Source organism: Kribbella ginsengisoli (genome assembly GCF_039537185.1).
GTDB classification, from domain to species: Bacteria; Actinomycetota; Actinomycetes; order Propionibacteriales; family Kribbellaceae; genus Kribbella; species Kribbella koreensis.
The window spans coordinates 245665-263627 of sequence record NZ_BAABAA010000004.1; the positions used below are offsets into that span (position 1 = coordinate 245665).

General features: G+C 67.5%; 12 protein-coding genes. 8 read left to right on the top strand and 4 right to left on the bottom strand.

Annotation, left to right across the window (positions count from 1 at the left end; translation table 11 throughout):
* Positions 1 to 146: 146 nt before the first annotated feature.
* Positions 147 to 1409, bottom strand: a complete 1263-nt coding sequence (locus ABD768_RS17605) for a glycoside hydrolase family 18 protein (RefSeq protein ID WP_344841762.1) — start codon at positions 1407 to 1409, stop codon at positions 147 to 149.
* Between the two features lie 193 nt (positions 1410 to 1602).
* Between ABD768_RS17605 and arfA the strand changes: the two genes are divergently transcribed.
* The 7 genes from arfA (at position 1603) to ABD768_RS17640 (ending at position 13668) form a co-directional block, all read left to right on the top strand.
* Positions 1603 to 2727 (top strand): channel-forming protein ArfA/OmpATb, encoded by a 1125-nt coding sequence (gene arfA, locus ABD768_RS17610; protein ID WP_344841765.1) that lies wholly within the window; start codon positions 1603 to 1605, stop codon positions 2725 to 2727.
* 136 nt (positions 2728 to 2863) lie between these two features.
* Positions 2864 to 3484 carry a sunset domain-containing protein gene (locus ABD768_RS43125; protein ID WP_425558432.1) on the top strand — a complete coding sequence of 207 codons (621 nt, stop codon included), beginning with the start codon at positions 2864 to 2866 and terminating at the stop codon, positions 3482 to 3484.
* A gap of 307 nt (positions 3485 to 3791) precedes the next feature.
* Positions 3792 to 5516: a maltose alpha-D-glucosyltransferase gene (treS, locus tag ABD768_RS17620; RefSeq protein ID WP_425552036.1), complete on the top strand. Its 1725-nt coding sequence runs from the start codon at positions 3792 to 3794 to the stop codon at positions 5514 to 5516.
* Positions 5513 to 6925 carry a maltokinase N-terminal cap-like domain-containing protein gene (locus ABD768_RS17625; protein WP_343963815.1) on the top strand — a complete coding sequence of 471 codons (1413 nt, stop codon included), beginning with the start codon at positions 5513 to 5515 and terminating at the stop codon, positions 6923 to 6925. The genes treS and ABD768_RS17625 overlap by 4 nt, the downstream gene beginning before the upstream one ends.
* A gap of 80 nt (positions 6926 to 7005) precedes the next feature.
* Positions 7006 to 9918, top strand: a complete 2913-nt coding sequence (locus ABD768_RS17630; protein ID WP_344841767.1) for an ATP-binding protein — start codon at positions 7006 to 7008, stop codon at positions 9916 to 9918.
* A 72-nt stretch (positions 9919 to 9990) separates the two neighbouring features.
* Entirely contained in the window at positions 9991 to 12345 is a 2355-nt protein-coding gene (glgB, locus tag ABD768_RS17635; protein WP_425552037.1) for a 1,4-alpha-glucan branching protein GlgB, read from the top strand.
* Between the two features lie 267 nt (positions 12346 to 12612).
* Positions 12613 to 13668, top strand: a complete 1056-nt coding sequence (locus tag ABD768_RS17640) for an NUDIX hydrolase (protein ID WP_344841769.1) — start codon at positions 12613 to 12615, stop codon at positions 13666 to 13668.
* Here the strand turns inward: ABD768_RS17640 and ABD768_RS17645 are convergent.
* The 3 genes from ABD768_RS17645 to ABD768_RS17655 all read right to left on the bottom strand — a co-directional run bounded on the left by ABD768_RS17645 (position 13637) and on the right by ABD768_RS17655 (position 16362).
* Positions 13637 to 14548, bottom strand: a complete 912-nt coding sequence (locus ABD768_RS17645; RefSeq protein ID WP_344841770.1) for a phosphotransferase family protein — start codon at positions 14546 to 14548, stop codon at positions 13637 to 13639. The two genes, ABD768_RS17640 and ABD768_RS17645, sit on opposite strands and share 32 nt — an antisense overlap.
* A gap of 62 nt (positions 14549 to 14610) precedes the next feature.
* Entirely contained in the window at positions 14611 to 15912 is a 1302-nt protein-coding gene (locus ABD768_RS17650; protein WP_344841772.1) for an RNA polymerase sigma factor, read from the bottom strand.
* Positions 15913 to 15990: 78 nt separating this feature from the next.
* Positions 15991 to 16362 (bottom strand): YciI family protein, encoded by a 372-nt coding sequence (locus tag ABD768_RS17655; protein WP_344841773.1) that lies wholly within the window; start codon positions 16360 to 16362, stop codon positions 15991 to 15993.
* 133 nt (positions 16363 to 16495) lie between these two features.
* Here ABD768_RS17655 and ABD768_RS17660 point away from each other — a divergent pair, with 133 nt between their 5' ends.
* Positions 16496 to 17959 (top strand): flavin-containing monooxygenase, encoded by a 1464-nt coding sequence (locus tag ABD768_RS17660; RefSeq protein ID WP_344841775.1) that lies wholly within the window; start codon positions 16496 to 16498, stop codon positions 17957 to 17959.
* Positions 17960 to 17963: the final 4 nt, after the last annotated feature.

Genomic DNA, 17963 nt, shown 5'->3' on the forward strand with positions numbered 1-17963 from the left:
GTCGCTCACAGTCGCGGCCCGGAAACCGGATTGCCGAGCAATACAAAGCGTCCGGGGCCTCTGCAGGACGGTGCAGAGGGCCCCGGACGCGGGATCGCCGACCAACAGACGCAGTCGGATCAGGCGATGGCCGGATGGATCAGAAATCAGCCGACGGTCTTGACCGCGGTGATCAGGGTGCCGTTGCTGGTGTCGCCCGACAGCTCCCAGAAGAAGGCGCCACCAAGGCCCTGGGTGTTCGCGTACTGCATTTTGCTGCGAATGGTGGCGGGCGTGTCATAACCCCACCATTGGCCGTTGCAGAACGCGTACGCCGTACCGCCGACCGTCCCCGTGGACGGGCAGCGGGTCGAGATCAGCTTGTAGTCCTCGATCCCGGCTTCGTACTTGCCCGGCGCGGCGCCAGTGGCACGCCCCCCCGGTGCCGCCTGCGTGACACCTGTCCAGCCGCGGCCGTAGAAGCCGATGCCGAGCAGGATCTTCGAGGACGGGATGCCCTTCGTCTTCAGCTTCTGGATCGCCGCGTCGCCGTAGAAGCCGGCCGTGGGGATCCCGGAGTACGAGGTCAGCGGCGAGTGCGGAGCCGTCGGGCCCTGCGCCGCGAACGCGCCGAAGTAGTCGTACGTCATCGGCATGATCCAGTCGAGCTTCTGCGCCGCCGTCGCGTAGTTGGTGGCGTCGATCTTGCCGCCGGTGGTGCCGTCGGCGGTGATCGCCGCCGTGACGAGCGCGGACGAGCCGAACCGGTTGCGCAGCGCGGTGATGATGTTGTTGAACGCGTTCGGGCCGGACGTGTCGCAGCTCAGGCCGCAGGCGTTCGGGTACTCCCAGTCGATGTCGATGCCGTCGAAGACATCGGCCCAGCGCGGGTCCTCGACCAGGCTGTAGCAGGAGTTCGCGAACGCGGTCGGGTTCTGCGCGGCCTGGGTGAAGCCGCCGGACCAGGTCCAGCCGCCGAACGACCAGACCACCTTGATGTTCGGGAACTCGCGCTTGAGCTTGCGCAGCTGGTTGAAGTTGCCGCGCAGCGCGCCGGTGTCCCAGGTGTCGGCGACGCCGTCCACCGAGCTGGCCGCGTCGTAGAACTTGTCGTTCGCGGCGTACGCGTCACCGATCGTGCAGCGCCCGTTGGTGGTGTTGCCGAAGGCGTAGACGATGTTGGTCAGCTTGGCGGCCGACCCGCTCGTCTTGATGTTCTTGACGTGGTAGTTGCGGTCGTAGACACCCCACTCGGTGAAGTAGCCGACGACCTTCTTGCCGGCGGCAACAGTTTTGGCGCCGTCCTGCAGAGGTGCGACTGCGGTCGGCGCGGCCGTCTCGCGCGGTGTCGCAGCGACCGCGGCCGGTACGACACCAACGGCCAGCAAGGCCACCGCGGCGAGCAGAGTGGGCAGGGGGCGGACTCTCATGTGTTCCTCCAAGGGGGGCGGAAGAGGGACTGAGCGCACTCTATCGAGTACTGGGAGTTAATAAAAGGAGGAACCTGAATAAAAGTGTTCGCCTGTTCACGTAAAACTTTGGCGGGCTGGTATGCGCGCCCGGAGCGGTACGGAGTAGTCTCCTCGCGCACGGTCACCTATGACCGCTCTTGACGGAGGAACAGTGCCCGGACTTGCACGGCGGCGGCCTGGTTTTGTTTGGCTGCTTGCGGCCGTACTCGTTCCTGTCCTGCTCGCCGCGGTGGTGATCAGCATCAAGGCCGGGCCGACCGAGGACGATCTTCGGCAACGGTCGCTGGAGGCACTCGACGCCCGCGGCATCACCGGCGTACGGGTCGACTTCTCCGGACGCGACGCGACGGTCGTCGTACCGGCCGGGGCTGATGCGGCCGAGGCACAGAAGGTGGTCGCGGCCGTCGACGGCGTCCGGACCGCGCACAGCAACCAGCAACTCGTTGCCGACCCGACGAGCGCACCATCAACCGGTACCGCTGAGGAGCCGGCCGGTACGACGTCAGCCGTGCCCTCGGCACCGCCGACCGTCGCGCCCTTCGAGCTCAGCCGGACGGACCAGGCGATCACCGTTCACGCCGTCGTGCGGGATCAGGAGACGAAGGACAAGCTCGTCGCCGAGGTGCAGGCGTTGCTCACCGAGGGCACCGACTTCACCGACCAGATCAGCATCGACGAGAAGACGGCGCTGCCGAACCCGACCGCGCTGTCGGCGCTGCTGCACGCGCTGTCGACCGCGACCGGCGATGCCGCGATCAAGTACGACGGCGACAAGGTGACGTTGAGCGGCAAGGTCGCCGACCAGGCCACCAAGGCGACGGCGGCACGCGCGGCCGCTGCCGCAGTACCGGGTGCCGTGATCGCCAATGAGCTGCAGGTGCCGGCACCGCCGAAGCCGCAGGTGAGCGAGGCTTGCCAGACCTTCGAGGCCCGGCTCGCGCGCTTCAACGCGGAGAACAAGCTCGTTTTCCTGTCCGGCACCGACACCGTGAACGACGCTTCCCGCGCGTCGGTGACCAAAGCGGCGAAACTTCTGCTGAGCTGTGCCAGCTTCGACGTCGAGGTGAGCGGCCACACCGACAACCTCGGCAACCCGGCCACCAGCCTGCCGCTGTCACAGCAGCGCGCGGACGCCGTCAAGACAGCGCTCGTCAAGCTCGGCGTACCCGCCGGGCGGATCACCAGCCGCGGGTACGGGGAGACCCGGCCGGTGGCGTCCAACAGCACTTCCGCCGGCCGGATCGCGAACCGCCGGGTCGAGATCCGAGTTCTCTGACGCTCCTTAGGGGAATCTTCATGAGTTGGCTGATCGCGCAGGTCTGGTTCCTGCTGCTCGCCGCGTTCGTCCTCGGCAGCGCCGCGGCCTGGCTGCTGTACCGCCTGCTGCCGGCCGGCCCGAAGGGTGCACGCTGATGGCCTACCTGTTCCGCCACAACTGGCTGTGGCTCCTACTGGCGTTCCTCATCGGCGCAATCATCACCTGGTTCCTCCTGAACCGCCGCGAACGCCCACCAGTGGAGGCGCCGGCCGAACAAGAAGAACCCGTCGAGGAGAAGACGCTCGTCGCGGCAGGAGTAGCAGCAGGTGCTACTCCTACGCCAGCACCTCAACACTTCGAAGAACCGGTCGCCCTCTACGACCAAACCCTCCACGAACCAGAACCAGAACCCGAGCCGGCGCCTGAGCCCGCACCCGAGCCGGCGCAACCCGCGTTCTCGGTGCGCATGGATGCCGGCGAGCCGACGCTCTTCGACGACGCCGGATCGGCGACAGGTGAAGTACAGGCGAAAGCCGAGCCCGTTCCGCCCGGACGATACGGCGAAGGCTCGGCCGATGCGGTTGCTCACCAGGGGCCGCCTGACGGGTTCACCATCAAGGGCAATGCGCAGTCGATGCTCTTCCACACCCCGGATTCGCCGTACTACGGCCGCACCAAGGCCGAGGTCTGGTTCCGCACCGAAGCCGACGCCGAACGCGCCGGCTTCACCAAGTACGTCCGCAAGCCCCGCAAGTCCGCCCGCCCCACCGACTGACCCTTTCGCGGTAGGGCAAATTAACGACCGAAACCGGTGAAGGCAACGCGTTCCAGATCACGGTTTCGGTGAGGATTAGCGCGATCAGGCCCCCATTTGCTTGTACTGGCAAAGGGCCGTCACACTGAGCTGGACGTCGGCGCGGACCGCCCATCCTGACCCCCGTCGTTGCACATCACCGGACACCTTCGGCGGCCTGACCGTCCCCTTTTGAGAACCCGCGAGCGGGGTAAGGGAAAACAGTGAAGGCCGAAAAAGTGTCCACCCGCGTAGTACCGCTAGGTTTGGACCGAGGGGATGACACCCGATGGAGGTGAGCGTGACCGACATGCTGCCGGAGCAGCACCACGGACTGACGAAGAGTGACCCGCTGTGGTTCAAGCGGGCCGTCTTCTACGAAGTGCTGGTGCGGTCCTTCAAGGACTCGAACGCCGACGGCATCGGCGACTTGCAAGGCCTGACCGAGAAACTCGACTATCTCGAGTGGCTCGGCGTGGATTGTCTGTGGTTACCGCCGTTCTACCCCTCACCTCTGCGTGACGGCGGCTACGACATCTCCGACTACACGAACGTGATGCCCGAGGTCGGCACGATCGCCGACTTCGCCGCGTTCATGGACGCGTGCCACGCGCGCGGCATGCGCGTGATCGTCGACTTCGTGATGAACCACACCTCGGACCAGCACCCCTGGTTCCAGGAGTCCCGCACCAACCCGGACGGCCCGTACGGCGACTTCTACGTCTGGTCCGACAACGACGAGGCCTACTCGGACGCGCGGATCATCTTCGTCGACTCCGAGACCTCCAACTGGACCTGGGACCCGGTCCGCCAGCAGTACTTCTGGCACCGGTTCTACTCCAACCAGCCCGACCTGAACTTCGAGAACCCGGCCGTCGGCGACGCGATGATCGAGGCGCTGAAGTTCTGGCTCGACCTCGGTGTCGACGGTTTCCGGCTGGACGCGGTGCCGTACCTGTTCGAGGAAGAGGGCACCAACTGCGAGAACCTGCCCAGGACGCACGACTTCCTGCGCCGGGTCCGCAAGGAGGTGGACGCGAACTACACCGACCGCGTCCTGCTGTGTGAAGCCAACCAGTGGCCTGGTGACGTGGTCGAGTACTTCGGCGACCGCGAGTCCGGTGGCGACGAGTGCCAGATGGCCTTCCACTTCCCGGTGATGCCGCGGATCTTCATGGGCGTGCGGCGCGAGTCGCGGTTCCCGATCTCGGAGATCCTGGCCCAGACCCCGCAGATCCCCGACACCTGCCAGTGGGGCATCTTCCTGCGCAACCACGACGAGCTGACGCTCGAGATGGTGACCGACGAAGAGCGCGACTACATGTGGGGCGAGTACGCCCAGGACCCGCGGATGAAGGCCAACATCGGCATCCGCAGAAGGCTCGCGCCGTTGCTCGACAACGACGTGAACCGGATGGAGCTGTTCACGGCGATGCTGTTGTCGCTGCCCGGCTCGCCGATCCTGTACTACGGCGACGAGATCGGCATGGGCGACAACATCTGGCTCGGCGACCGCGACGGCGTCCGGACGCCGATGCAGTGGTCCCCCGACCGCAACGCGTCGTTCTCGACGGCCACCCCGGGCAAGCTCAGCCTGCCGGTCATCATGGACCCGGTCTACGGTTTCCAGGCGGTGAACGTCGAGGCCGAGATGGAGAACGCGTCGTCGCTGCTGCACTGGACCCGCAGGATGATCCAGACCCGCAAGCAGCACCCGTGTTTCGGGATGGGTACCTTCACTGACCTAGGCGGTTCCAACCCGAGCGTGCTGTCCTACATCCGCGAGTTCGGCGACGATGTGGTGCTCTGCGTGAACAACCTGTCGCGCTTCCCGCAGCCGATCGAGCTGGATCTGCGGCAGTGGCAAGGAGTGGAGCCGGTCGAGCTGCTGGGCGGGGTGCACTTCCCGACCATCGGTGAACTGCCGTACCTGCTGACGTTGGGCGCGCACGGTTTCTACTGGTTCCGTCTGCCGGTCAACAAGGCTGCTGATCGTGAGGAGAGCTCTTCGTGACTTCCCATCTGGACCAGGTCCAGTCCTTCTGCGCCAACCAGCGATGGTTCGGTGAGAAGGGACACGACGTCCACGTCGATGCGATGGCCACCTCCGCGTGGCTGTCGGACGAGGGCGTCTGGCCCGCGGTCCGGATCGGGTTCGTCTACTGCGCCGGCCCGCCCGGCGCGGAGAACGCAATCCGGGTTTACCAGCTCCCGCTCAGCTACCACCAGGCGCCGGTCGACAACCTCGGCCATGCCCTGATCGGTGACTGGGCGGAGCAGGACCTCGACGACACGAGGGTCTGGGTGTACGACGCGCTGCACGACAAGGAGGCCACGCCGTACTGGCTGGACGCCCTCACCCATGGGCGGCAGCTGGCCGGTCTGGAGTTCCACCCGGTGCACGCGCCGGAGCGGACGACCGTCGTACCGGAGGACGCGCAGTCGCTCGTCCTCACGGTCGAACAGAGCAACACGTCGCTGGTCTTCGGCGACACCGCACTGCTGAAGGTGTTCCGCCGGCTCGAGCCCGGGAGCAATCCCGGGGTCGAGATCGAGTCGGCGCTCACCGAGGCCGGCTCCGACCTGGTACCCGAGGTGCTCGGGTCGGCGCGAGGCTCCTGGCCGCGCGCCGGCGGCGGCACCGACTCCGGTGAGCTGGCGATGATGACGGCGTTCCAGAAGAACGCGACCGACGGCTGGTCGTACGCGACCACCTCGGTCCGGGACCTGTATGCCGAGGCCGACCTGCACGCCGAGGAGGTCGGTGGCGATTTCGCGGGTGAGTCCCAGCGACTCGGCGCGGCCACCGCGCAGGTCCACGCCGAGCTGGCGAAGGCACTCGGCACGGACATCTGGGAGCCGGCTCAAATGGTCGAGCACGCGGACGCGATGCGCCGCCGGCTCGAGAAGGCGATCAAGGCGGTGCCCGAGCTCGCCGAGTTCGGGCCGGGGCTGACCCGGGCGTTCGACGCGCTCGCGGACTCCGGCGTACCGGTGACCGTGCAGCGGATCCATGGCGACTTCCATCTCGGGCAGGTACTGCGCACGATCGACGGCTGGAAGCTGATCGACTTCGAGGGCGAGCCGGCCAAGTCGCTGGTCGAGCGGCGCGCGCTGGACACCCCGATCAAGGACATCGCCGGCATGCTCCGGTCGTTCGACTACGCGGCCCGCTCGCTGCTCGCCGACCACCAGGGCGACCAGCAGATCGCCTATCGCGCGGCCGAGTGGGCCAACCGCAACCGGCGCGCTTTCTGCGACGGCTACGCGGAGATCTCCGGCACCGACCCCCGCGACCAGAACGTCCTGCTGAGCGCGTTCCTGGCCGACAAGGTCATCTACGAAACCCTCTACGAAGCCCGCAACCGGCCGAGCTGGCTACCCATCCCGCTGGCCGCGGCCGCACAACTGAGCGCTACGTAATACCCAATTTTTGACCAAGTAATCTCATCCTGCGAAGAATTACAGAGCGTGGGTGAGTTGTCGCTGTAATACTTGGCGGTATGCCCCCCGAGCCGCAGCTTGAGATCCTCGTGCTCGGACCTCTCGTCGTCAGCCTCGGGGGCGTGCCGCGGCCGGTGGATCGGCCGCTGGAAAGGGCTCTGCTCGTCCGGCTCGCGCTGGCCGACGGGCTGCCGGTGCCGGATCAACGGCTGGCAGCAGATCTGTGGGGAGACGTCGAGCTCGCGCGTCCGACCGAGCGGCTGCGGGTGCTCGCGTCACGGTTGCGTGCGGCAATCGACTCCCCCGAGTCGCTCACCCGCGCCAACGGCGGTTACGCGTTGTCCGCGCGGTTGACCGACCTCGTCGCAGCCCGCGCGGCGGCGGAGCGGATGCACGTCGCAGTACGGGCTGGTGATCATCACGCGGTGCGTGCGGCCGCCGGTAATGCGCTCAGCCAGTGGCGTGGTCAGTCGCTGGCCGACCTCAGGAGCATTCCGTACGCCGCGATCGAAGGGGAGCAGCTCGATTCGTGGCGGGTCGACCTGCAGGTCGAGCGGCTCGACGCCGACCTCGCGCTGGGTGCCGCCGCCGAGGCAGGCCGAGAGTTGGAGGCGCTGGCTGCCGAGAATCCGCTGCATGAGCGGCTGTGGTGCCTGCTCGCGCTCGCGTTGTACCGAACGGGTCGGCAGGCCGATGCGCTGAGTCGCCTCGCCAAGCTCCGGTCCAGGTTGTCGGAGGAGCTCGGCGTCGATCCGGCGCCGGACACCGCAGCGATGGAGTTGCGCCTGCTCCGCCAGGATCCGACCTTGTTGCTCGCACCGCCCGAACCCGCCGTCGTGCATGCCGCACCGGCCGCTCTGCCTGCGCCGGTCCAGCTCCCCTCTCCCCTGACCAGCTTCGTCGGCCGCCAAGGCGAGCTCAATTCCCTGGTACGCCGAATCGCCACGCCCGGCCTCATCACGCTGACCGGAGGCCCCGGCAGCGGCAAGTCGCGACTGACCGCCGAGGCCGCCCGGCTGGTCGCGAACACGGGCCGCTCGGTCCGCTTCGTGGAGCTCGCTCCGCTGCACCGGCAGAGCGCCGTACTGGAGGCCATCACCGGAGACGATGCCGGAGGCAACGATCCGCTGGCCGCGGCTGCCGTGTCGCTGGACGGTGCCGTGCTGGTGCTCGACAACGCCGAGCATGTCGTCGAGCCGGTCGCGGAGATCGTCTCCGGACTGCTCCGGCGGGCGCCCGGGCTGACCGTGGTCGTGACGTCACAACGGCCTTTGCAGCTTGGCGTCGAGGACGTCGTCGCGATGGGTCCGCTGGATGCGGTCGCCGCGGCGCAGCTCTTCACCGAGCGGTGTGCAGCCGATGCTCAAGGGGCGGATCCCGAGCAGGTGGCGGCGATCTGTTCGGCTGTCGATCGGCTGCCGCTGGGGATCGAGCTCGCGGCCGGTCTCACCCGCACGCTGACGGTGCCACAGTTGTCCGATCGGCTCGAGCAGCGGATGCGGTTGCTGGTGGCCGGTTCGCGGGACGCGCAGGCGCGGCACGCGAGCCTGGTGGCGGCGCTGGACTGGAGTCATCAGTTGCTTGGTGACGCGGAGCGCGCAGTACTGCGTCGTGTGGCGATCTTCGCCGGCGGGTTCACGTTGGAGGCGGCCGAGCAGGTCGCGCTCGATCCGCGGGATGTCGCGCCGGCGTTGACGGAGCTGGCCGACCGGAGCCTGCTGACGGTGGAAGCCGTGAACGGGCGGCGATTCCGGCTGCTGGAGACCGTACGGGACTATGCGCTGGCCAAGCTCGAGGACGCGGGCGAGACCGAGGCTGCGCGCAGTGCTGAGCTCGAGTGGGCGATCAACCGGGTCCAGACGATCGGGCAGGACAACGACGATTTCGCGACCGCGGAGTCGATCGCCGAGGTCTTCTCCGAGTGGCCGAACCTGCTCGACACCCTGGACCGGGCCGTCGGCACTTCACGTGAGGTCGTCGGGCTGCGGCTGGCGCTCTTGTTGCACACCCCATGGCTGGTCAGAGGCTGGTACGGCGAAGCTGCCCGGCACTTCGAGGCGTTGTCGGGTGCCGAGGGCGCGACCCAGCCCGAGCGAGTGACCGCGTTGAGCAATCACGCTTTCGTGCTGACGATGCTCGGGCAGTTCGAGCAGGCGGCGGCGTTGCTGACCGAGGCCGAGCAACTCGCCAAGCAGCTGAACGACGACACTCTCACGCTGACCGTCCTCTACTACCGCGGCATCGTCGAGATCGAGCGCGGCCACCTGCGCGATGCACTGGGCCATCTGCTCGCCGGTCAGGAGTTGGCCGCAGCCAGGCCGAGCCAGGAGCGGCGGCTGTCGGCGTTCACTGACGCGCTGGGCACCTTGTACCTCTACACCGGACGGCCTGCCGAGGCGGTCGAGCAGTACGACGTCTGTATCGCCGCCGACCGGGTCTACGGCGACGAACACGGTCTGTCCCGCGGCCTCAGCAACCTGGCCGGCGCCCTCGTCGCGCTCGGCCGGCTACCGGAGGCACTCGATGCGGCGAACGAGTCGGATCACTATGCCCGGCGGCTCGACGACCGGCAGATCCTGCCGCTGAACGACGTGATCCGCGGGTCGGTGGCGCTGGCGAAGGGCTCGATCGAGGACGCGGAGAAGTATCTGCGCTCGGCCGTCGAGTACGCCGTGGCCGACAACAGCGGGATCACGATGGCCCACATCGACCTGGCCGACGTGCTGATCCTCGAAGGCGAGTTGGCGGAGGCGGCCGACCTCCTCGACGCCGTCTTCGCCGAGGCCCCGGCCAACAGCACGCCCTGGCTGGCGGCCCGAGCCGCTGCCACCGCCCTCGCCACCGCCCAAGGCGACCTCCCCCGGGCCCGCGCCCTCCTCACCGAAACCACCACCGACTACACCGCCTCCGGCTTCGGCTGGCCCCGCTACACCGCCCGCTTGGAAGGGCTGCGGAAGACGCTCGCCGGATAGCAGTTGTGTACGTGCTGGTCAGACGGGTACGGGGTGCAGTAGTTCGCGGTTTCATCGGGCAGGATGGGGTTTATGGATTCGAGCAAGAGCGATCAGGTGACGACGCCGATCTCCGAGGCGATGACGGAACCTCCCGCTGAGGTGGCTGAGTCGGCGGTTGTGGAGACGGGCGACCACTCGGTCGCGGGGGCCGGTATGCCGGGGTCGTATCCGGGTCCGGCTACTGACGACGCGGTGCCGGGGAGTCTTCTGGACAAGGCGGTTCCGGTCGAGCGTGGGGTGCTGGAGCGGCTGGTCTCGGGGACGTACCACGATCCGCATCAGGTGCTCGGGCCGCATCTCGGCGACGGTGTGGTGACGCTGCGCGTCCTGCGGCCGTTCGCTTTGAGTGTGACCGCTGTCTTCGACCACGCGAGCGTCGAACTGGAGCACGAGTTCGAAGGTGTCTGGGTCGGCGTGCTCGACGTCGACAAGGTGCCCGACTACCGGCTCGAGGTCACGTACACCGACGGCCCGGCGCTCGAGGTCGACGATCCCTACCGGTACCTGCCGTCGCTCGGCGAGATGGACCTGCACCTGATCGGCGAGGGCCGGCACGAGCAGCTGTGGACCGTGCTCGGCGCCCACGTCCGCCGCTACGACGGCCCGACCGGCACCGTCACCGGTACGTCGTTCGCCGTCTGGGCGCCCAACGCCCAAGGCATCCGGCTGACCGCCGACTTCAACTTCTGGGACGGCCGCGCGCACCCGATGCGCACGATGGGCTCGTCCGGCGTCTGGGAGCTGTTTGTCCCGGGCATCGGCCCCGGTACGCGGTACAAGTTCGACATCTGTGGCCGCGACGGCGTCTGGCGTCAGAAGGCCGACCCGATGGCCAACCTGGCCGAGGTGCCGCCCGCCAACGCGTCGGTCGTGCACGAGTCCACGTACGAGTGGAACGACGCCGCCTGGCTCGACCATCGCGCCGCCTCACAGGCGTACGCGGAGCCGATGAGTGTGTACGAGGTGCACCTCGGCTCGTGGCGCAAGGGCAAGTCGTACCGGGACCTCGCCGACGAACTGGTCGGCTACGTGGTCGAGATGGGCTTCACCCACGTCGAGCTGATGCCGCCGATGGAGCACCCGTTCGGCGGTTCGTGGGGGTACCAGGTCACTTCGTACTTCGCCCCGACCTCGCGCTTCGGCGACCCGGACGACTTCCGCTTCCTGGTCGATTCGTTGCACCAGGCAAACATCGGCGTGATCGTCGACTGGGTGCCGGCGCACTTCCCCAAGGACGCCTGGGCGCTGGCCCGGTTCGACGGCACTCCCCTGTACGAGCACCCGGACCCGCGCCGGGGCGAGCAGCCCGACTGGGGCACGCTGGTCTTCGACTTCGGCCGGCCGCAGGTCCGCAACTTCCTGGTCGCGAACGCGGTCTACTGGGCCGAGGAGTTCCACATCGACGGCCTGCGCGTCGACGCCGTCGCCTCGATGCTCTACCTGGACTACTCGCGCCAGGAAGGTCAGTGGGTGCCGAACCAGTACGGCGGCCGCGAGAACCTCGAGGCGGTCTCGTTCCTGCAGGAGATGAACGCGACGCTGTACAAGCGCGTCCCCGGCGTGATCACCGTCGCCGAGGAGTCGACCTCGTGGCCGGGCGTCACCCGCGCGACCCACCTCGGCGGCCTCGGCTTCGGCTTCAAGTGGAACATGGGCTGGATGAACGACTCGCTCAGCTACCTCGAGCACGAGCCGATCTACCGCCAGTACCACCACCACGAGCTGACGTTCTCGATGATGTACGCGTACTCCGAGAACTTCGTGCTGCCGATCTCGCATGACGAGGTCGTGCACGGCAAGGGGTCGCTGCTGCGCAAGATGCCCGGTGACCGGTGGCAGCAGCTCGCCAACGTGCGGGCCTTCCTGGCGATGCAGTGGGCGCATCCCGGCAAGCAGCTGCTCTTCATGGGGTGCGAGTTCGGCCAGGAGTCGGAGTGGTCCGAGAAGGGCGAGCTCGACTGGTGGCTGCTGGACCACAGCGACCACCGCGGTCTGCAGCAGCTGGTCAAGGATCTGAACGGGAACTACAAGGACACCAAGGCGCTCTGGGGCACCGACCACGTGCCGGAGCGGTTCTCCTGGATCGACGCGAACGACGCCGGCAACAACGTCTTCTCCTTCGTCCGGTACGGCGACGAGGGCCAGCCGACGCTCGCCTGCGTCGCCAACTTCTCGGCGGTGCCGCATCACGGGTACCGGCTCGGGCTGCCGTTCGCGGGTCACTGGCAGGAGTTGGTGAACACGGACGCGGAGGTCTACGGCGGTTCCGGGGTCGGCAACTTCGGCGGCTTCGAGGCCGACGGCGAGGGCTGGCACGGGATGGCGGCCAGCGCGGAGATCTCGGTCCCGCCGCTGGGCACGATCTGGCTGCGGTACGACGGCTGACCGAAAGAAAGCGGGTGAGGTTGCGTCCGCCCCGACGCGACCTCACCCGCCTTCTTAGGTATAGACGCACAAGAGGTCGTAAAAGTTAGCTCGATACCTGAAAATTTCCTGTGAATCGGTCCGGCGGCCGCCATGGTGTGAAATGCGTGCCCGGGCGATCACCAGCCGTGAGAATTTCAGGCATCCTGAGCTCGTTGCCGGTGATGCGTCATCTCGCCGTGCCGGGGGTTCGGTGCTGGGCGGAGGACAACGGGTAGCGTTCACGGGGTGACAGCTGTGCCTGGTGTGCCTCCTCAGCCGACCTTGACCGATGGTGAACTGACCCTGCGGCCGTGGCGGGACGAGGACATCGACGTCGCCCACGGGCTGGCGGACGACGAGATGGTGCGCTGGTTCTCGTCGACCCCGTCACGCTCCGGTTTGGCCGAAGCGGTCGAGCGGTGGCGGGCACAGTACGCCGACGACCGTGCGGTGGTGAACTTCGTCATCGAGCTGGCCGGCGAGTCGGGTCCGGTCGGGACGGTTGAGGTTCGGCGACTCTCGCCTGGTGTCGGTGGGGTGTCGTGGACTACCTACAAGCCGTATCGGGGGCAGCGGGTCGCGCAGCGCGCAGTACGGATGCTGGTGATCTACGCCTTCGGTGAGCTCGGGCTGGATCGGCTGCAGGTCGAGGTCGATCCGGAGAACCGCGCTTCGGCACGCATCGCGATCCGCTCCGGCTTCCGGCGTGAGGGTTTGCTGCGCGGCGGCGCTCTGCTGCAGGGCGAGCGGCGAGACGTCGCCGTCTACGGCCTGCGCCAGGACGACCCGCGCGCCGACACGTTGTCCGGCTGGACCGCCTTGATGGACTCCGTACTTCCGAAGAAGCGCGTGATCGCGCATGTCGTCGTCCGCGACACCGGTGGCCGGGTCCTGCTCTGCAAGGTCAGCTACAAACGCGATCTCGAACTCCCCGGCGGCGTCGTCGAACCGGACGAGGACCCGGCGACGGGTGCCCTGCGCGAGATGCAGGAAGAACTCGGCTTCCAGCTCCCCCTCATCGGAGTCCTGGCCATCGACTGGCTGCCCCGCTGGCAAGGCTGGGGCGACGCGATCGAGATCCTGTACGACGGCGGCACCCACGACCCGTCCCTGCTGGAGTCCCTGACGCCAGACGGCTTCGAGATCCTGGGTGTCGACTGGTACTCCCCCACTGAGCTAGCCGACCTCGTCTCGCCCCTCAACAGCCGGCGCCTACCGTTGGTACTGGCCTCGCCGGATGTCCTGCACAACCTGCGCGACGGACACCCGGTCACAGGGCAGCTCGAAGATCCTCCCGCTTGAGGTTCTCGACGCACCAGGTGTAGTGGCCGTCGGCACCGGTCGGGCTGTAGATGGTGGCCGTGCAGATGGCGTAGGCGGCGCGATACAGATGCATCCGCTCGCGCGAGTGCCCGAGCCCTTCGAACCGATCGAACAGCAGGTCGTCGATCACTCGAGCCTCCGGCCCGTACATGTCAAAGAACCCAGCGGCTGTCGCGGCATCAAAGGTGTTGTCACCTGCCGTCGTGAAGAACCCCCAGTCGAGCAGAGCCACCTGCCGGTCGCCGACCAGGATGTTCGGAGTACAGAGGTCGCCGTGGACTATCTGCGGCTTGTCTGGTTGTACTGCGGCCAGCCCGGCCAACACCTTCCCCAGCAACTCGTCGAATCCGTCGACGTCCTTGGTCAAGTACTCGCTCGATCCAAGCGCCCGCTGCCGCACCAACTCCGCCAGCCTCATGCCCCACTCACCGGCTGCCGGCTCCACTCCGCCCAACAGCGGCAGCGCTGCCGCTGCCGGACCGGCCGTGGTCGTCTCCAGTGCTGTGACGATGTCGACGAACAGCTCTGTTCCTTGCTGCCGGCTCACCGCGCCATTCTCCAGCGCCTGCTGAAGCGGCGTGCCGGTCAACTTCTTCTCGATGCTGACCGCCCGGCCACCGATGTCGTCCACGACAACGATCTCCGGTGTGCGAAACGGCAACCCCTGCTGGCTCAACTCACCGAGAAACGCCTGCAGCGGCCGCACCTCACTCACCGACCGCTCGAACCAGATCTTCCCGGCCAGTCCATCGCCGAGGTCGTAGACAGCACCTTCCATCCCTTGGCCGATCAGTGTGACCGGGGCGGCGGCGCGCTCTTCGAAGTACTGCAACTGCGGCGGCGTCGGGGAGAGACCCATGCCGTCAGTCAAGCACGCCTTCCGCACAGAGGTCGCGTCAATTGGCGGGGAGAGCAGCGCGGTCAGCTCGGCTGGAGAGCGGCTCGGCGGCGGGTCAGGAAGCGGCGCTCGGTGTCGTTGGCGGTCAGGGCGATCGCTTCGTCGTACGCCGCGATGGCTTCGTCGGCGCGATCGAGGCGCGCCAGCACATCGGCGCGGGTCGCTGGAAGGTAGGAGTAGCTCTTCAACGCCGGATCCTTGCCGAGGGCATCCAGTTCTTCGAGGATCGCGGTCAGGTCGGCGCCAGGGACGAAGCTGTGCGCGGCGGCTCGGTTGAGGGCAACGATGGGCGATGGCCAGCGGAGCAGCATAGCGTCGTACATCCGCACCACCTGATGCCAATCGGTCTCCTCCCACGACGGCGCCGTCACATGCAACCCAGCCACAGCCGCCTGCAACGCGAACCGCCCAACCCCTCGCTCCCCGACACCACCGGCCGCCTGAGCGGGACCGCCGGGCTGGGTGCTAGCGGTGGCGCGTTGGAGGGCTGCGGTTGCTCGGGAGACGCCCTCGGCGAGGAGCTTTACGTTCCAGCGGTGGCGGTCCTGGTCGGCCAGGAGGACCAGTTCGCCGTCTTCGCTGACTCGGGCGTCGCCTCTTGCTTGGGTCATTTGGAGAAGGGCCAGGAGGGCTTCTGGTTCTGGTTCGTCGGGCATCAGGCGGACCAGAAGGTGGGCGAGCTCCAGGGCACGGCCGGTCAGGTCGGTGCGGGTCAGTTCGGGGCCGGTGGCTACGTGACCGGCGGTGTAGACGAGTTGGACGACTGTGAGTACGACGTCCAGGCGGTCGGCCAGTTCGTCGTCGGCGGGGATGCGGTACGGGATGCCGGCGGCGGCGATCTTCTTCTTCGCGCGGGTGATCCTGGCAGCGGCCGTCGTCTCGCTGATCAGCAGACCGGCCGCGACCTCGCGCGTGGTCAACCCACAGATCAGGCGCAGGGTCAGCGCGATCTGCGAATCCCGTGCCAGCGCCGGGTGGCAGCAGGTGAACACGAGCCGCAACGGATCAGTCGGCCGCTCGCTGTCCCCCGGCGCCACCGGATCCTCGATCAGCAACGGCAACTTCCGCCGCAGCGTCGTCTCCCGCCGCAACCGATCCAGCGCCAGCCGCCGCGCGACCGTCGTCAACCATCCGGCTGGGTTGTCCGGCACCCCATCGGGCCACGTCCGCAACGCCTGCACGAACGCGTCCTGCGTACAGTCCTCCGCCAGATCCAGATCCCGAGTCAACCGCACAGTAGAAGCAAGCACCGTCGACCAACACGCCCGATGCGCCCGCTCCACCAGCCCCGCAACCTCCCGCGCCGTAGACGCTCCCGCCTCCACCCACTCACCTCCTCCCAGAGAGATCTTTCGAGGCTGGGCACGCCGCCGCGAGATGGCGGCGGCGAACCCAGGCGCGCGTCAGGCCGGTGGGGTGGAGTCTTCGGAGGTGTCCATGACGGGGCGGACCTCGACGTTGCCGGAGGGGCAGATCTTGGCCAGGGCCAGGGCCTGGTCGAGGTCTTTGCACTCGATCAGGTAGAAGCCGCCGAGGGCCTCCTTGGTCTCGATGAACGGGCCGTCGGTGACGATCGGCTCGCCGCCGTCGGATTGCCTGATCGTGCTCGCCGTGGTCGAGCGTTCCAGTGCCGCGCCGCCGAAGATGCTCGCGCCGGCCGCCTCGACCGCCTCACCGAAGGCATTGTGCAGCTTCATCGTCGCCTGCCAGGCCTCCGGCGTGATGTTGTCGTAGAACTCTTCGGAGTCGAACAACAGGAACATGTACTGCGCCATCTCTGGCTCCCTTGTCTCGGGGTTCTCTTGGACATCTTGCTGACGAACGACACCGGAAGGAATCGACAACACCCAGGATGAACTTTTTCGCCTACTGTTGACCATGTACTCAACAGGACCCCAGGAGGAACTCATGGTGCACCTGGACGTACTGATCGTCGGCGCCGGCCTGTCCGGGATCGGCGCCGCCTACCGGCTGCAGACGCAGGCGCCCAGCCACTCGTACGCCATCCTCGAAGGCCGCGACGACCTCGGCGGCACCTGGGACCTCTTCCGGTACCCCGGTGTCCGGTCCGACAGCGACATGTTCACGCTCGGCTTCCCCTTCCACCCGTGGAAGGCGGCGAAGGCGATCGCGGACGGCCCGTCGATCCTCGACTACCTGCACGAGACGGCAGCGACGTACGGGATCGACAAGCACATCCGCTTCGGGCAACAGGTAGTACGGGCGTCCTGGTCGTCGGAGGATGCGCTGTGGACGGTGGAGACGACCAAGGAGTCGTACACCTGCTCCTTCCTCTATGTCTGCAGCGGCTACTACAACTACGACAGCGGGTACGTCGTGGACTTCCCCGGCCTCAAGGACTTCCAGGGCGAGGTCGTGCACCCGCAGCACTGGCCTGAGGATCTCGGCTACACCGGCAAGCGCGTAGTGGTGATCGGCAGCGGCGCAACCGCCGTAACCCTGGTACCGGCCATGGCACCCGCCGCTGCGCACGTGACCATGCTGCAGCGCTCCCCCAGCTACGTCGCCTCACGCCCTGCCGCCGACGCGTTCTCCGACAGACTCCGCGCAGTCCTGCCGGAGAAGCTGGCCCACCACGTCATCCGCGGCAAGAACGTCGCGCTCAGCAGTCTCGTGTACGCCGCCATCCGCCGCTGGCCCGCACATGCGGCCTGGGTGCTCAACAGCACCGCCGCCAAGCAACTCCCCGCGTCCATACCGGCTGACCCGCACTTCACCCCGCAGTACAAGCCCTGGGACCAGCGCTTGTGCCTGGTACCGGACGCGGACCTCTTCCGAGCCCTGCGCGACGGTACTGCGTCAGTGGTGACGGATGAGATCGACACCTTCACCCCTGATGGCATCCGGCTGCGCTCCGGTGAGGAGTTGCCCGCAGACGTCGTGGTGACCGCCACCGGCCTACAGATGGCGGTCCTCGGCAAGATCGAGCTGACTGTCGACGGCAGCCACGTGGATGTTCACGACACCTTCGTCTACAAAGGCATGATGCTGAGCGGCGTACCCAACCTGGCCTGGTGCATCGGCTACACGAACAACTCCTGGACGCTGCGCTCCGACCTGACCTCGCAGTACGTCTGCCGGCTCCTCAACCATCTGGACGCGACCGGCACCACCATCTGCGTCCCAGAGATCGACCCAGCCGAGTACGACGCCCCACCGCGCCCCGTGGTCGACCTGACCTCCGGCTACATCCGCCGAGCCGCCAACATCCTCCCCCGCCAAGGCTCCACCGGCCCCTGGCGCCTCCGCCAGAACTACCCCCGAGACCTGCTAACCCTCCGCTACCGCCACCTCAACGACGGCGCCATGCAGTTCAAACCGACCCGCAAACCGGTCGACTTGACCCGGTAGCGCA

Coding starts and splice junctions, on each gene's coding strand:
- ABD768_RS17645 (WP_344841770.1), bottom strand. CDS start 14,548: ATGGGTCTCTCCCCGACGCCGCCGCAGTTGCAGTACTTCGAAGAGCGC.
- ABD768_RS17655 (WP_344841773.1), bottom strand. CDS start 16,362: ATGGCGCAGTACATGTTCCTGTTGTTCGACTCCGAAGAGTTCTACGAC.
- treS (WP_425552036.1), top strand. CDS start 3,792: ATGGAGGTGAGCGTGACCGACATGCTGCCGGAGCAGCACCACGGACTG.
- ABD768_RS43125 (WP_425558432.1), top strand. CDS start 2,864: ATGGCCTACCTGTTCCGCCACAACTGGCTGTGGCTCCTACTGGCGTTC.
- glgB (WP_425552037.1), top strand. CDS start 9,991: ATGGATTCGAGCAAGAGCGATCAGGTGACGACGCCGATCTCCGAGGCG.
- ABD768_RS17630 (WP_344841767.1), top strand. CDS start 7,006: ATGCCCCCCGAGCCGCAGCTTGAGATCCTCGTGCTCGGACCTCTCGTC.
- ABD768_RS17660 (WP_344841775.1), top strand. CDS start 16,496: ATGGTGCACCTGGACGTACTGATCGTCGGCGCCGGCCTGTCCGGGATC.
- ABD768_RS17605 (WP_344841762.1), bottom strand. CDS start 1,409: ATGAGAGTCCGCCCCCTGCCCACTCTGCTCGCCGCGGTGGCCTTGCTG.